The sequence below is a fragment of the Vibrio sp. 10N.239.311.G01 genome (assembly GCF_041465805.1).
Classification (GTDB): Bacteria; Pseudomonadota; Gammaproteobacteria; order Enterobacterales; family Vibrionaceae; genus Vibrio; species Vibrio crassostreae_C.
Map to the genome: position 1 here is coordinate 217,864 of NZ_JBFSRM010000001.1, position 15,542 is coordinate 233,405.

Here is a 15,542-nt window from a genome sequence, read left to right on the forward strand (position 1 = left end):
TGTTAGGATAAAGAGTAGTTTATTCGATTTGAAAGAGAGATATGATGAAGAAAGTATGGTTAGCTTTGGGCTTGCTTACAAGCGTTATTGGCAGTGTAAGTGCGGCAACCCTAACGCCTCAGAAAGGCGTATCAATTTTGTTCATTAATGGACAACAAGCTGAAAACAAAATTAGTGAGAATCACATTAATGAAGGCTTTAACCAAGTTCTAGTTCGCTTTGATAAAAAATTTGGTAATAGTGGAGTATACTCTTCAGCGCCTTATATATTGAGCTTTAATGTTACCGGTGATGAAGTAAAAATTAAGTCCCCAAAAGCGCGTAGTTATATTGAAGCAGAGAAGGTCTTCGAAAGCGGAAATCCTTCATGGAATGTTGTGCAAGATGAAGTGGCAATCAAATATCAACAGAATGTCATTGAGCGTAAACCCGGTTTTGCACCTTTTGGCGGGTTAGACTCCCAGTTGGTTGAGTATAATGAAAGTAATGCGATCTACTTCAAGGATGGTGTGTTACTTGATAAACCGGCTGACGCCGTGGTTTTAGTTCCTGTGGCAACAGGAATGGTTGTAGAAAATGAAGCTAAAACTCAAACGAAAACTGCGTCAACAGAAGCTCAAAGTGTCGAGCAATTGAAAGCTTGGTATCTAAAAGCTTCTAAAAAAGAGCGCAAAGAATTCCGTAAATGGATGATAGATCAAGAGTAACCAATCTTCATGTACAAAAAAAGCGAGACTAATAAGTGTCTCGCTTTGTTGTATTGCTATGACTTAAATCTCTTTCCACTCACCAGGCTGAAGCTGCCCTACATTCATGTTGCCCATTGAATAGCGAATAAGTCGCAGGGTAGGGAAGCCGATATTTGCTGTCATTCGTCTTACCTGACGGTTACGCCCTTCAATGATAGTAATCGCTAACCATGTTGTCGGTATTGCGGCTCTGAAACGCACTGGAGGGGTTCTTTCCCACACAACAGGTTCAGACATCACCTCGACCTGAGCAGGCAGTGTCATGCCGTCTTTTAGCTCCACGCCTTTTCTCAATTTATCTAAATCTTCCTCAGAAGGTGCGCCTTCAACCTGCACCCAGTAAGTCTTTGGCGATTTTGAGTTTGGTTGAGTTAATTTAGCTTGGAAGATGCCATCATTGGTCAAGACCATTAATCCTTCACTGTCGCGATCAAGTCGACCCGCCGCGTAAACATCTTTAACCGGAATAAAGTCGGCGAGTGTTTTCCTGCCTTCGCCATCAGTGAACTGGCTGAGAGTATCGAAAGGCTTGTTGAACAAAATGACTTTGCGATCTTCGAGCGCAACCTTAGGTTTTGCATTGGTAGGCTTGCCTTTATATCGGTGCTTGCTTGAGTGAGATTTGTTGTGCGAATTGCCAGTGTTATTCTTATCACTGCTTCGGCTTTGTCTATTACCGCTTTGTTTTAATGTTGCACCAGAACGAGCCGGTTTGTCTGAACGAGATGCGCTGCGTGAGCGAGTAGACATGTTAACTACCTTGCAAAAATGTAAACGAAGTGTGCTGAAAAGTTTTCACTGAAACGGAATTGAGCTATCATTTGCGCGCCTAAAAGACACAAAATAGAACAAGTTGATGGACTCTTAAGCCTGATTTGTTTAATTATACCTTCGTGTTTTATTATAACAACGCACTCACGGATTTGGTTCATGCTGTCATCAAGATTGTATGAAAAATAAGATAGAGTACGACTATCGAGTAAGCAGTTTTCACTCTTAGAGTGGCTTACTGGTCAATTTATAACACGCTCACTACTTTAAATGAGCTTGTAAGAACTATAGGGAAATTTCATGCCTACTGAAAAACCAACGATCATCTATACCATTACAGACGAAGCTCCGGCGCTAGCAACATACTCTCTGCTGCCTATCATTCAATCTTTTACAGCTTCTTCTGGTATTAACGTTGATACTCGCGACATTTCACTTGCAGGGCGTATTATTGCCAACTTCCCTGACTATTTGAACGAAGAGCAACGTATTGGTGATGCATTAGCAGAACTAGGTGAATTGGCTAAGACACCAGAAGCAAACATTATCAAGCTTCCAAACATCTCTGCATCTGTACCTCAGCTTCAAGCAACAATCAAAGAGCTACAGTCAAAAGGTTACGCACTTCCTAATTACCCAGAAGAAGCAAACACTGACGAAGAGAAAGCAGTAAAAGCGACTTACGACAAAATCAAAGGCAGTGCAGTGAATCCAGTATTGCGTGAAGGTAACTCGGATCGCCGCGCTCCACTTTCTGTTAAAAACTACGCGAAGAAGAACCCACACTCAATGGGTGCTTGGTCTGCAGATTCTAAGTCGCACGTTTCAAGTATGGACGACAAAGACTTCTTCGGTAGCGAAAAGTCAGTAACCATTGAAGGTGCTACAGAAGTTAGCATTGAATTCGTTGGCAAAGATGGTGCGAAGAAAACATTGAAGCCAGCTTTTGCACTGCAAGATAAAGAGATCATTGATGCGTCAGTGATGAATAAGGCCGCTTTGGTTGCATTCTTCGAAAAAGAAATCGCATCGGCTAAAGAGCAAGGTGTACTGCTTTCTCTTCACTTGAAAGCGACGATGATGAAAGTATCTGACCCAGTGATCTTTGGTCACGCGGTTAAGGTTTACTACAAAGACGTATTTGCTAAACACGGTCAGCTGTTTGAAGAGCTAGGCGTTGATGTAAATAACGGCATCGGTGATGTCTACGCGAAGATTGATGCGCTTCCTCAAGAGCAGAAAGAAGCAATCGAAGCTGACCTGCAAGCGGTATACGAGACTCAGCCACCACTAGCGATGGTTGATTCGGACCGTGGCATTACTAACCTACACGTACCAAGCGATATCATTGTGGATGCATCTATGCCTGCAATGCTGCGTTCTTCTGGTCAAATGTGGGATCCAGAAGGTAAGCAAAAAGATACCAAAGCAATGATCCCAGATCGTAGCTACGCGAGCATTTACCAAGCGGTTATTGATTTCTGTAAAGAGAACGGCGCGTTCGATCCAACAACGATGGGTAGCGTACCAAACGTTGGCTTGATGGCTCAAAAAGCGGAAGAGTACGGTTCTCATGATAAGACTTTCATCCTTGAAGCTGCTGGTCAGGTTCAAGTTGTTGACGCTTCAGGCGCTGTGCTTCTTGAGCAAGACGTAGAGGAAGGCGATATCTTCCGTATGTGTCAGGTTAAAGATGCACCAATCCAAGACTGGGTTAAGCTTGCGGTAACGCGTGCTCGTGCATCGGGTGTTCCAGCGGTATTTTGGCTAGATGCGTCACGCGCACATGATGCTCAGCTTATCAAGAAAGTTGAAGCATACCTTCCTGAATACGATACCGATGGTCTTGAAATTAAGATCCTTGCTCCACTTGAAGCGACTCAATACTCACTGGTTCGTATCAAAGAAGGCCTAGATACTATTTCGGTTACTGGTAACGTATTACGTGATTACCTAACTGACTTGTTCCCGATTTTAGAGCTTGGTACATCAGCTAAGATGCTATCGATTGTTCCACTAATGAACGGTGGTGGTCTGTTTGAAACAGGTGCTGGCGGCTCTGCTCCTAAACATGTTCAACAAGTAGAGAAAGAAAACCACCTGCGTTGGGATTCTCTAGGTGAATTCTTGGCACTAGCGGCATCTCTAGAGCACCTGAGCGTAGTAACAGGTAACGCTAAAGCACAAGTTCTAGCTGATGCGCTTGATAAAGCGACGGGTGAGTTCCTTGATAACAACAAGTCTCCTTCACGTCGAGTAGGTGAGCTTGATAACCGTGGTAGCCACTACTATCTAGCGGCATACTGGGCTAAGGCGCTTGCTGAGCAAACGGCTGACGCTGATCTTGCTGCTGAGTTTGCAGGTGTGGCAAGTCAACTGGCTGAAAGTGAAGAAGCGATCGTTGCAGAGCTGAACAACGCTCAAGGTGTGGCTGGCGACTTAGGTGGTTACTACCTACTTGACGATGCATTGGTTTCAACACTAATGCGCCCAAGCTCAACGCTAAACGCGTTTATTGATGCATAGTGATTGGACTCATCGTTAGTCACTCATGAACGTGATTTGCTAACGAGTTGCTTAGGCTGATAGCTAAGTTATAGATAAAGTCAAAACGAAAGACGCTTTAACGATAATGTTAAAGCGTCTTTTTTCTGTCTAATACTTCTTAAGACCTAGCTTAAGGGGAGTAGCTCTTCGAGCTCATTGTCCAGTGAGCAACTTTAGAGCCCCAAAAACGAAAAAAACCGCTCACGTAATCCTGTGTTACAGGTATTAAATGAGCGGTTTCAATATTCTGTTTACCTGTCACCGTTAATGACGACTGATGGAGGTTAACATGAGTTTGCATTCGCCTATTTTGCGGCGCTGCCTTCTACAGGAACAACGGAGCTAGCATGCGAGCCTTTAGGTCCACTTTCTACTTCATAGTCGACCTGCTGACCAGCCTTTAAGGTTCGATAACCTTCCATTTGTATTGTGGAGTAGTGCGCGAAAATATCGCCGTCTTCACCTTCTGGACAAATAAAGCCAAACCCTTTGGCATTGTTAAACCATTTTACTGTACCTGTAGCCATGCTATACATCCCTCATGCATTTTGTTACTAACGTTGTTATATCAATTGTTGTAAGTGCGATTGATATCATTCCTACCAGCTAAAGAATTTCAGCTAATAGCTTGAATCTCGTACATTGCTTACGGAAATTAACGCTACCCTGCGTAATTATTCCTTATTGTTAATTTTTGAAGCGTGTTACTGATTTTAATTCATGTTGCAAAAGTGTATTAAAAAACCTTTTAGCTCCAATGTAGCTAATGATTGAGCACAGTCAATAGTAAATTGGCATAAAAGTGATCAATTTTAATAACAAATCACATTCGAGATTAACCGCAAACTATTAACCAAATAGTAACTTAGCGGTAATCTTATCGTTAGTATCAATAGTTATGGCGTCTTTTTAATCAATCACATATGTTAATCTTGTTAATCGAGATCTTTTATTTGCAGCGATGGAAATGGTGGATTAGGCTCAGTATAGAGGAATATTTTTTGGTACTGTTTCTAGGTGCAGTTTCTTAGTACACGGTAAAGCGTGAATGTGGTAAATTTGAGTTAGGTAAACACTCACGACTTCCGAAAAATAACCCTTAGCAAAGCGATATGAGCAGAAACTTTGAATGGGCATCTCCAGGCTCAGATTTACTGGAGAAAGAAGCAACAAAAGTAAAGCCACCGGCGATGTATAACGTTGTGTTGAATAACGATGACTACACGCCCATGGACTTTGTAATCGAGATCCTAGAGCGATTCTTCTCACTAGATATCGAAAAAGCAACGGAAGTGATGCTCAAGGTTCATTATGAAGGTAAAGCTATATGCGGCACATACAGTGCTGAAATAGCGGAAACAAAGGTAGCGCAGGTCACGATGTACTCAAAGGAAAATGAGCATCCGCTACTATGTACAATGGAGCAATTATAAATTGCTCGAACAACACTGTTGTTCCCTTAGGAGGTACTTATGCTAAATAAAGAATTAGAGACGAGTTTAAATGGCGCATTTGCTCGTGCGCGAGACAAGCGACATGAATTCATGACTGTCGAACACCTCCTACTAGCATTATTAGAAAATGATGCGGCCAAGGAAGCGCTCCAAGCTTGTCAGGCTGATCTCGATGCTCTTCGCAATGAGCTCGATATTTTTATCGATCAAACGACCCCACTTATCCCTGAAAGCGACGAAACTCGCGAAACTCAGCCTACGTTGAGCTTCCAACGAGTACTTCAACGCGCTGTTTTTCATGTTCAATCTTCAGGTCGCAGCGAAGTAACAGGTGCTAACGTACTTGTGGCTATTTTTAGTGAGCAAGAATCTCACGCGGCATATCTTCTTAAGAAAAACGACATTAGTCGCTTAGATATTGTTAACTTCATCTCACACGGTATTACCAAAGCGAGCAACGAAGGCGACAGTCCTTCATCATCCGATTCATTTGGTGGTGCAGAAAATGCTGAAGAAGCTAACTCTGAAGACCGTTTAGAAAATTTTGCTACTAACCTTAACGAAGTCGCAAAGCAGGGCAATATTGACCCACTAATCGGTCGTGACAAAGAGCTAGAACGCACTATCCAAGTTCTGTGTCGTCGTCGTAAGAACAACCCTCTGTTAGTGGGTGAAGCGGGGGTAGGTAAAACTGCCATCGCGGAAGGTCTTGCATGGCGCATCGTTGAAGGACAAGTGCCTGAAATCATTCAGAGCAGCGTAATTTATTCTCTAGATATCGGTTCACTGTTAGCCGGAACCAAATATCGTGGTGACTTTGAGAAACGTTTTAAAGCGATTCTTAAGCAACTGGAGAAAGAAGAAGACGCGATTCTGTTCATCGATGAGATCCACACCATTATCGGTGCCGGGGCTGCATCGGGTGGTCAGGTTGATGCGGCAAACTTAATTAAACCACTACTAAGCAGTGGCAAATTACGTTGCATCGGTTCAACAACGTACCAAGAGTACAGCAGTATTTTTGAGAAGGAGCGTGCTTTAGCTCGTCGCTTCCAGAAAATAGATATTATTGAACCATCGCTAGACGATACGACCAAGATCCTGATTGGCTTGAAGCCAAAATACGAAGCTCACCACGAAGTGCGCTACACCAACAAAGCGTTGCGTGCCGCTGTGGAACTGTCAGCTAAATACATTAATGAACGCCACCTTCCTGATAAGGCCATTGACGTAATCGATGAAGCGGGCGCTCGTAGTCGTTTGGCACCTGCAAGCCGTCGTAAGAAAACGGTAAGCGTGGCTGATATTGAGTCAATGGTTGCGAAAATGGCGCGTATTCCTGAAAAGTCAGTATCGTCTTCAGACAAAGATACACTCCAGAAACTGGATGAGCGCATGAAAATGTTGGTATTCGGACAAGACCCTGCAATCGATGTATTGAGTGAAGCGATTAAGCTGACCCGTGCTGGATTGGGTGCAGACAATAAACCTGTTGGTTCATTCTTGTTTGCTGGTCCTACTGGTGTCGGTAAAACAGAGGTGACTGTTCAGCTGTCTAAGTTGATGGGTATTGAGCTTCTGCGCTTTGATATGTCTGAGTACGGTGAGCGACACTCAGTGAGCCGCTTGATTGGTGCGCCTCCTGGTTATGTTGGTTACGACCAAGGTGGTTTGCTAACGGATGCCGTAATCAAGAACCCGCACTCTGTTGTGTTACTGGATGAAATCGAGAAAGCTCACCCAGATATCTTTAACTTGCTACTGCAGGTAATGGATAACGGCACGCTAACTGACAACAATGGTCGCAAAGCGGACTTCCGTAATGTGATTCTAGTGATGACGACCAACGCAGGTGTGGCTGAAACCGAGAAGAAATCGATAGGCCTGATCCAACAAGATCATGCGCCAGATGCGATGGGCGAAATCAAGAAGGTATTTACTCCTGAGTTCCGTAACCGTCTTGATAATATCATTTGGTTCAACAGCCTTGACCCAAGTGTGATTAGCCAAGTAGTTGATAAGTTCATTGTCGAGCTTCAGGTTCAACTGGACGCTCGCGGCGTATCTTTAGAGGTTTCTGAGGATGCTCGTCACTGGTTAGCTGATAAAGGCTATGACAAGACCATGGGTGCTCGTCCAATGGGACGTGTTATTCAAGAGAAGCTTAAGAAACCACTTGCTAACGAGTTACTGTTCGGTAGCTTGGTTGATGGCGGTACGGTTAAAGTATCCCTGAAAAAAGACGAATTGGATTTCATCTATGTTGGTGCTAAAGAAGAGGTCATGCACTAACGAAGTGATTGATAAATCAAAGGCTTAAATATAAAACGCATGACTTAGGTTGTGCGTTTTTTTATGCTTGCGAGATGCGAGATGCGAGATGCGAGATGCGAGATGCGAGATGCGAGATGCGAGATTGATGTGCTTGTGTAGTAAAAAGCTCAGGCAATAAAAAACGGAGCCTTAAGCTCCGCTTCTTATTGTATTCGCTAATTAAAAATTAACGAGCACGGAAGACGATGCGGCCTTTAGAAAGGTCGTATGGAGTCATCTCAACAGTTACTTTATCACCAGTAAGAATACGGATGTAGTTCTTACGCATTTTACCAGAGATGTGTGCTGTCACTACGTGACCGTTTTCAAGCTCAACACGGAACATTGTGTTTGGTAGAGTATCAAGGACAGTGCCTTGCATCTCGATTACGTCTTCTTTAGCCATCTAATCCTCTTTCGAAATTTGGCGGTTTTCAACGGCTTGATTGTGCCGTTAAAATCAAAATATGTAAAGTTGTCGCGTATTCTACCCTTGCCACCGCTGATTTACTAGCCTTTGATGACGTTGAAATCGTACTTTATAGTTCATCGCAGGGCATTCATCGATTTGATAACCCAAATATAACCATTGTTTTTGTTCTTTCTGGGCATGTTGGATCTGAAATAGAACGCCAAGTGTTCCCATCGAAATGTCTATATCAGGAGCGAAGAAGGTATAAAACGCGCTCGTACAGTGAGCCATGATGTCGGTTACGGCGATACCAACCAACTTGTTCTCATCATAGATGTGCATGAACTTTGTAGTAAGCCACTCATTTTTAGAGAATTGTAGAAACTCTTCTTTCTTGGGTGGGTACATGGTTCCCGAACGGTGACGAGCGGTGATATAGCGACTGTATAAGTCAAACCAGTTGTCATCCATCTCATCTTTCAGTTCCCAACTTAGTGATTTTCCTTTGTTAAGGATCCGTCGTTGGCTTTTGGAAAGCTTAACCTCAGGAATTGAAAGCCGAATCGCTTGGCATGCTGAGCAATTATCGCAATGTGGCTTATAAATGGTTGAGCCACTGCGGCGAAATCCATTCGCAAGCAGAACTTCATAGTTATCTGAGGTGTGCATGTGTTCGTCAAGCGTGACCGCCACTCTCTCTTCGAAGTGAGGTAAGTAGCTGCAAGCGTGATTGTCTGTTAATCCAATTCTGATTTGTTGTAAATCTGGATTCATTAAGGCATTTCCTTTAGCCATTGGGTTTTAAAGCATGCATCGTCAACGGAGAACTCTTTGAGTAATTGCAGAGAGCCTAGGAATTCATCCCTATCAACCTCGATAGCGCCCAAGGATTCCAAGTGAGGGTTCATGACTTGGCAATCAATCAGTTGTCCGCCGAATCGGGTAAAGTGTTTACAAAAGTACCACAGCGCAATTTTAGAGGCATTGGTCTTTAGGCTGAACATCGATTCACCGCAAAAGACTTGGCCTCTTTGTAAGCCGTAAAGTCCACCGATCAGTTCATCATCTTGCCAAACCTCAACCGAGTGGCAGAAACCTAATGAAGCGAGTTTGCGGTAGGCTGACTGCATGTCGCTGTTTAGCCAGGTTTCTTCTTCGGGTCTTAGTGAAGAGCAATAACCAATTACTCTGTCCGTCGCTTGGTTGATGCTGACTCGGTAATTGTGCTTTCTTTGAAACTTTTTAAGACTTTTTGACGGTTCGAATGTCTTAGGATTAAATACCGCTCGCGGTGCAGGGCTCCACCAAAGTATAGGCTCACCTGGGCCATACCATGGAAATATACCTTGGCTATAAGCGTTTAAAATTCGCATTGGTGATAAATCACCACCGAAGGCGAGCAGACCGTTGGGGTCATCAAGCGCGTCGAAAGGCGAAGGAAACTCTATACTAGTAGTATCAAGTTTGGTTAGGTATATAGTCATAAGTACCGCATTACAGATTAATCACTGACCAAGAGGTCTTTAGGAGTTTTACCATGAAGAAGTTGCTTTGGATTTTACTTGTTTTGCCCATGTTGGCAAATGCAGCTTACAACAGAAACCAAGCTCGACCAGTAAACGAGGTGGTTTATGGTGAGATTGATACGGTCAGATACATCACTCAGCAAGAGATCGTTGAGTCGAAAGCGAATGGTTGGGAAACCTTGTTAGGTGCGGCGATTGGTGGCTTGATTGGTAACCAGTTTGGCGGCGGCACTGGTAAAGAAGTGGCGACAGCTGTAGGTGCAGTAGCAGGTGCGGGTATTGCTCGTAACCGAGGTAACACACAATATAAAGTAGAGTACAAACTGGTCGAGTTATTGGTCAAAACCAAAGACGACAAGTTGGTCAACATTATCCAAGATGTCGATAACTCGATGCTGTTCAACCGAGGCGATGATGTACGAATTCTCTATTTTTCAGATGGTGTTCGAGTTGATCTTGTGTACTAGTATATAAATACGATTGTTTGGCTAATTAATCACCGGTTTGGGCCGGATTAGCTCTGGAGTTCGTTGGAAAAGTTCGTTAGTCTGCAAGTACGAAGAATTATTCATCACCCGAAAATAAATACGCACCAGTGACTTCGGGTGGTACAAGGACTATAAGATTTAATGGAAAGCCTTACGTTACAACCAATTCAAAAAGTGAACGGGGAAGTTAACCTACCTGGTTCAAAAAGCGTTTCCAACCGTGCACTTCTTTTGGCTGCACTTTCTACGGGAACCACTCGCCTAACAAACTTGCTAGACAGTGATGATATTCGTCATATGTTGAATGCATTGACTCAGTTAGGTGTTGATTATCAGTTGTCTGCAGACAAAACCGTTTGTGAAGTGACAGGTGTTGGTGGTGCATTTTCAAGTGACAAAGCCCTAGAGCTTTTCTTAGGTAATGCGGGTACGGCGATGCGTCCGTTGGCGGCTGCACTATGTTTAGGTCGCGGTGAATACGTTCTTACTGGTGAGCCTCGCATGAAAGAGCGCCCAATTGGCCACTTAGTAACAGCACTACGAGAAGCCGGTGCCGACGTTGAATATTTAGAGAACGAAAACTACCCGCCATTGAAGATCACAGGTACCGGTTTGAAGAGCGGTACGGTTTCTATCGACGGTTCGATCTCTAGTCAATTTTTGACGGCATTTTTGATGGCTGCGCCTTTAGCTGAAGGTGAAGTGACCATTAAAATTGACGGTGAATTGGTTTCTAAACCTTACATCGATATTACGCTGCACATCATGAAGCAATTTGGTGTGGACGTGATCAATAATGATTACCAAGAGTTTGTGATTCCTACCGGGCAATCTTACTCGGCACCGGGTGATTTCTTGGTTGAAGGTGATGCATCATCTGCGTCATATTTCCTTGCAGCCGCTGCTATCAAAGGTGGTGAGATTAAGGTCACTGGTATTGGTAAAAACAGTATCCAAGGTGATATCCAATTCGCTGATGCGCTTGAGAAAATGGGTGCGGAAATCGAATGGGGTGACGACTACGTTATTTCTCGTTGTGGCGAGCTGAAAGGCATTGATATGGACTATAACCATATCCCAGATGCTGCGATGACTATCGCGACAACCGCATTGTTTGCGAAAGGCACAACGGCAATCCGTAATGTCTACAACTGGCGTGTGAAAGAGACAGATCGCTTGGCTGCAATGGCAACAGAGCTACGCAAAGTCGGCGCTGAAGTGGAAGAGGGTGAAGATTACATTATTGTTAACCCTGTGGCTGAACTGACTCATGCGGCGATTGATACTTACGATGATCACCGTATGGCGATGTGTTTCTCGCTGGTTGCTTTGAGCGATACGCCTGTGACGATTAATGATCCAGGTTGTACGTCAAAGACATTCCCTGATTATTTCGACAAGCTGAAAATGCTAAGTCTATAAAAATGCTTAGTATGTAAAGGTTTAGGAACAAAAAAGCTTGCCTAAGTGGCAAGCTTTTTAATTATTGCTGAATTGTAAATTCTTTCGAAAGGTGGTGCGCTAAGTATTTAAACATGTTAAATACCGCGGTTGTATTCTCTGTCGGCATTCCATTGCTGTCTAAGAAGTATTCACCTTTGAAGACGAGTACATCGTCTTTTTCTACTACGCTGTTTGCGCGCATGCCTTCAATGTAGTCATCATGTGATTGGATAATTTGGTTTGCGATAAGCAGTAAATCAAATTCTGCTATTACTTTCTTTGTCATGAGTTTATCTCTGATAACTGAATATAACGTTGAGTTTATGGTGTCGAACTAGAAATTCAATGATTTCACAACCGATTAAGAGAGTCTTTTCAAACATCCACAATTTATTTTGTGATTTACGGCAAAAATAATTGAATGGGGCTCGCGTTAGATTCGCGGACAAGCTTAGTATGAGCCCGTTTAGACGCAATGCCTGATGAATAGGCTCTTGCAAGTATTCTTAGTGAGTACTTTATAGCTTCTTTATATTGTGACCCTTTTATCTATGAGTCGTCGAATTGTCGAGCGATCAGATCCAATTTTGAAAAAAGCGGTTGATCTTCTAGTAATCTCGCACAATAGTAAAAAAAGAAGCAATGAATTTAGAATATCATGCGTAAAAGCCCACAAGCTAAATTGTTGGTGCTGAAGCATCGTGATTAAGGACGTTAGAGTCAATATGGGTAAATCGCTCGTTATAGTGGAGTCGCCAGCCAAGGCTAAAACTATCAATAAATATCTTGGCAAAGACTTTGTCGTTAAGTCGAGTGTAGGTCACGTACGTGATTTACCAACGGCAGGTCAAAGTACTGGTCAAAAGGCTGCTGCAGTTTCAACCAAGGGTATGAGCCCAGAAGACAAAGCTCGTATCAAGAAAGAAAAAGATCGCAAAGCTCTTATCAAAAAGATGGGTATCAACCCGTATAAAGAGTGGGAAGCGAACTACCAAATCCTACCTGGTAAAGAGAAAGTCGTCGCTGAATTGCAAAAACTGGCTGAGAACGCAGACCATGTTTATCTCGCAACCGATTTGGACCGCGAAGGAGAAGCTATCGCATGGCACCTTCGTGAGATCATCGGTGGCGATGAAACGCGATACAAGCGAGTGGTTTTTAACGAAATCACTAAGAATGCTATTCAACAAGCCTTCGAAACTCCGGGTGAGCTAAACATTGACGGCGTAAACGCACAACAAGCACGACGTTTTATGGACCGTGTTGTTGGCTTTATGGTGTCACCTTTGCTTTGGAAAAAAGTAGCACGAGGCCTATCCGCTGGCCGTGTTCAATCAGTCGCTGTAAAACTACTGGTTGAGCGCGAGCGCGAGATCAACGCTTTTATCCCTGAAGAGTTTTGGGATGTGCATGCTGATACCAAAACAGCAGAGAAAACAGATTTCAGACTGCAAGTCGCTCAGAAAGACGGCGTTGCGTTTAAACCTGATAATGAAGCGCAAACACAAGCTGCAGTTAGCGTTTTAGAAAAAGCGCAATACGAAGTCTGTAAACGTGAAGACCGCCCAACTAAGAGTAAGCCGTCTGCACCTTACATCACGTCGACACTGCAACAAGCGGCGAGTACCCGTCTTGGTTATGGCGTAAAGAAAACCATGATGCTGGCTCAACGCCTGTATGAAGCGGGTTACATCACTTATATGCGTACTGACTCAACCAACTTGAGTTCAGAAGCTGTAGAAGCCGCTCGTGAATACATTGGTTCTGAGTACGGCGCGCAATACCTTCCACCTAAAGCACTTGTATACGGCAGCAAAGAGGGCGCTCAAGAGGCCCACGAAGCGATTCGTCCTTCAAGTGTAGATGTTAAGTCGGAAGATCTAAACGGCGTAGACGCAGACGCACACAAGCTTTACTCGCTAATTTGGAATCAATTCGTTGCGTGTCAAATGACACCAGCTCAATACGATTCAACGACAGTAAGCGTTAAAGCAGATGAGTACACGTTGAAAGCGAAAGGTCGTATTCTTAAATTTGATGGTTGGACTCGTGTTCAGCGTCCAATGGGCAAGAACGAAGATACGATCCTTCCAGCAGTACAGATCGGCGATAAGCTTGATCTGATTGCGCTAGACCCTAAACAGCACTTCACTAAGCCACCGGCTCGTTTCACTGAAGCGGCGCTAGTTAAAGAGCTTGAGAAGCGTGGTATTGGTCGTCCTTCAACATACGCATCAATCATCTCAACGATTCAAGATCGCGGTTATGTAAAAGTTGAACAGCGTCGTTTCTATGCTGAGAAGATGGGTGAAATTGTTACTGACCGTCTAGATGGCAGCTTCAATGACCTAATGAACTACGACTTCACTGCTCGTATGGAGCAGAAGTTGGACCAAATCGCAGAAGGCGAAGCAAGCTGGAAAGGCGTGCTAGATAACTTCTTCGAAGACTTTACTGGCGATTTGGAAAAAGCAGACTTAGACGAAGACGCTGGTGGCATGAAGCCAAATCATATCGTGGAAACCGATATTGAGTGTCCGACTTGTAGCCGTAAAATGGGTATTCGTACTGCTTCGACAGGCGTATTCCTTGGTTGTTCTGGCTATGCACTTCCACCAAAAGAGCGTTGTAAGACAACAATCAACCTTGGTGATGAAGAAGGCATTATCAACGTGCTTGAAGAAGACGTTGAAACAGCAGCACTTCGAGCTAAAAAGCGTTGTCCTATTTGTGAAACGGCAATGGATGCCTATCTAATCGATGATAAGCGTAAGATGCACGTATGTGGTAACAACCCGAACTGTGAAGGTTATGTGGTTGAGCACGGCGAATTTAAAGTGAAAGGCTACGATGGTCCACTTGTTGAGTGTGACAAGTGTGGTTCTGACATGGTTCTGAAGAACGGTCGTTTTGGTAAATACATGGACTGTACGAGTGAAGATTGTAAGAACACTCGTAAGATTCTGAAAAATGGCGAAGTTGCGCCACCAAAAGAAGACCCGGTGCATTTCCCTGAACTTCCGTGTGAAAATTCAGACGCGTACTTTGTTCTTCGTGATGGTGCTTCTGGTCTATTTATGGCTGCGAGCAACTTCCCTAAATCACGTGAAACACGTGCACCATTAGTGGAAGAGCTGGTTCGTTTTAAAGACCGTATCTCACCTAAGTTCCAATACCTAGCATCAGCGCCAGTTGCTGACCCTGATGGTAAGCCGACAGTGGTTCGTTTTAGTCGTAAGACTAAAGAAAACTACGTTCGTACTGAAGTAGATGGAAAACCGTCCGGTTGGACTGCGTTGTACATCGACGGTAAGTGGGAAGTTACGGATAAGCGTAAAAAGCCTAAAGAGAAGTAACTGAACGTTATTGATGAAAAAGCAGCCTAATGGCTGCTTTTTTTTTGATCTCAATATGACCAATTATGCAACTTGTTGACCTGGTGTTTCGTCGGTGGGGATTTATTAAATTCACACCGCGAAATTAATGGCGGCAATTAATCATATCTTCTTATGCAACTTTAACGAAAATGTAACTTAATTAAAATATTGTAACTCACAGATCAGCGTTTAGTTGTATACCTGATGTGTGTCGGGTGTTAATGTAATGTTTCGTCTGGACGGTGTAGTGTGAGCTGCTTTAAGTCTTAGGAAAGCAATCAGCTTACGTACCACAGAATGGCGTATTAAAAATTGAATTCGGCCGAAAAGTCGATAACGTATATAAAACCAAGTGCAAAGAATAGTGCACACATAACAACGTTTGGCTTAGGATATTGTCACTGTATGTGATTGGATATTCGCTAAATACCGAAATAAGTGTTGGTGCTCATCCCCCAGAGG

Annotated in this window: 13 protein-coding genes; 7 read left to right on the forward strand and 6 right to left on the reverse strand. The window is 43.6% G+C overall.

Annotation, left to right across the window (positions count from 1 at the left end):
* Window positions 1–44 precede the first annotated feature (44 nt).
* Window positions 45–707, forward strand: a complete 663-nt coding sequence (locus tag AB6D06_RS00940; RefSeq protein WP_372100547.1) for a DUF2057 family protein — start codon at window positions 45–47, stop codon at window positions 705–707.
* Window positions 708–770: 63 nt separating this feature from the next.
* Here AB6D06_RS00940 and AB6D06_RS00945 read toward each other — a convergent pair whose 3' ends face one another.
* Window positions 771–1,499, reverse strand: coding sequence for a pseudouridine synthase (locus AB6D06_RS00945; RefSeq protein ID WP_102398104.1), 729 nt, complete (start codon window positions 1,497–1,499; stop codon window positions 771–773).
* Window positions 1,500–1,820: 321 nt separating this feature from the next.
* On the opposite strand from AB6D06_RS00945, the gene AB6D06_RS00950 reads away from it, so the two are divergent.
* Window positions 1,821–4,046 (forward strand): NADP-dependent isocitrate dehydrogenase, encoded by a 2,226-nt coding sequence (locus AB6D06_RS00950; RefSeq protein WP_017067848.1) that lies wholly within the window; start codon window positions 1,821–1,823, stop codon window positions 4,044–4,046.
* Between the two features lie 326 nt (window positions 4,047–4,372).
* Here AB6D06_RS00950 and cspD read toward each other — a convergent pair whose 3' ends face one another.
* A complete protein-coding gene (gene cspD / locus AB6D06_RS00955) occupies window positions 4,373–4,594 on the reverse strand; it encodes a cold shock domain-containing protein CspD (RefSeq protein WP_004736548.1) in 222 nt (73 codons plus the stop codon).
* Between the two features lie 585 nt (window positions 4,595–5,179).
* On the opposite strand from cspD, the gene clpS reads away from it, so the two are divergent.
* Window positions 5,180–5,500 (forward strand): ATP-dependent Clp protease adapter ClpS, encoded by a 321-nt coding sequence (gene clpS, locus AB6D06_RS00960; RefSeq protein ID WP_372109827.1) that lies wholly within the window; start codon window positions 5,180–5,182, stop codon window positions 5,498–5,500.
* A gap of 39 nt (window positions 5,501–5,539) precedes the next feature.
* Window positions 5,540–7,813 (forward strand): ATP-dependent Clp protease ATP-binding subunit ClpA, encoded by a 2,274-nt coding sequence (clpA, locus tag AB6D06_RS00965; protein WP_017062108.1) that lies wholly within the window; start codon window positions 5,540–5,542, stop codon window positions 7,811–7,813.
* Between the two features lie 208 nt (window positions 7,814–8,021).
* Here clpA and infA read toward each other — a convergent pair whose 3' ends face one another.
* From infA to aat, 3 genes are all read right to left on the reverse strand, one after another.
* On the reverse strand, window positions 8,022–8,240 hold the full coding sequence (gene infA, locus AB6D06_RS00970; protein ID WP_001040192.1) for a translation initiation factor IF-1: 219 nt from the start codon (window positions 8,238–8,240) through the stop codon (window positions 8,022–8,024).
* A gap of 81 nt (window positions 8,241–8,321) precedes the next feature.
* A complete protein-coding gene (locus tag AB6D06_RS00975) occupies window positions 8,322–9,020 on the reverse strand; it encodes an arginyltransferase (RefSeq protein ID WP_372109828.1) in 699 nt (232 codons plus the stop codon).
* Window positions 9,020–9,730, reverse strand: a complete 711-nt coding sequence (gene aat / locus AB6D06_RS00980; protein WP_372109829.1) for a leucyl/phenylalanyl-tRNA--protein transferase — start codon at window positions 9,728–9,730, stop codon at window positions 9,020–9,022. The genes AB6D06_RS00975 and aat overlap by 1 nt, the downstream gene beginning before the upstream one ends.
* Before the next feature lie 53 nt (window positions 9,731–9,783).
* On the opposite strand from aat, the gene AB6D06_RS00985 reads away from it, so the two are divergent.
* Both AB6D06_RS00985 and aroA read left to right on the forward strand, forming a co-directional pair.
* Window positions 9,784–10,239 carry a glycine zipper 2TM domain-containing protein gene (locus tag AB6D06_RS00985; protein WP_004736438.1) on the forward strand — a complete coding sequence of 152 codons (456 nt, stop codon included), beginning with the start codon at window positions 9,784–9,786 and terminating at the stop codon, window positions 10,237–10,239.
* 162 nt (window positions 10,240–10,401) lie between these two features.
* The gene (gene aroA / locus AB6D06_RS00990) at window positions 10,402–11,682 is read left to right on the forward strand and encodes a 3-phosphoshikimate 1-carboxyvinyltransferase (RefSeq protein ID WP_017062105.1); all 1,281 of its coding nucleotides are present in this window, start codon (window positions 10,402–10,404) and stop codon (window positions 11,680–11,682) included.
* A 61-nt stretch (window positions 11,683–11,743) separates the two neighbouring features.
* On the opposite strand, the gene AB6D06_RS00995 is transcribed toward aroA, so the two are convergent.
* Window positions 11,744–11,989 carry a YciN family protein gene (locus AB6D06_RS00995; protein ID WP_017062104.1) on the reverse strand — a complete coding sequence of 82 codons (246 nt, stop codon included), beginning with the start codon at window positions 11,987–11,989 and terminating at the stop codon, window positions 11,744–11,746.
* A gap of 439 nt (window positions 11,990–12,428) precedes the next feature.
* On the opposite strand from AB6D06_RS00995, the gene topA reads away from it, so the two are divergent.
* Complete coding sequence (gene topA / locus AB6D06_RS01000; protein ID WP_372109830.1) at window positions 12,429–15,059, forward strand: type I DNA topoisomerase; 2,631 nt, start codon at window positions 12,429–12,431, stop codon at window positions 15,057–15,059.
* Window positions 15,060–15,542 lie beyond the last annotated feature (483 nt).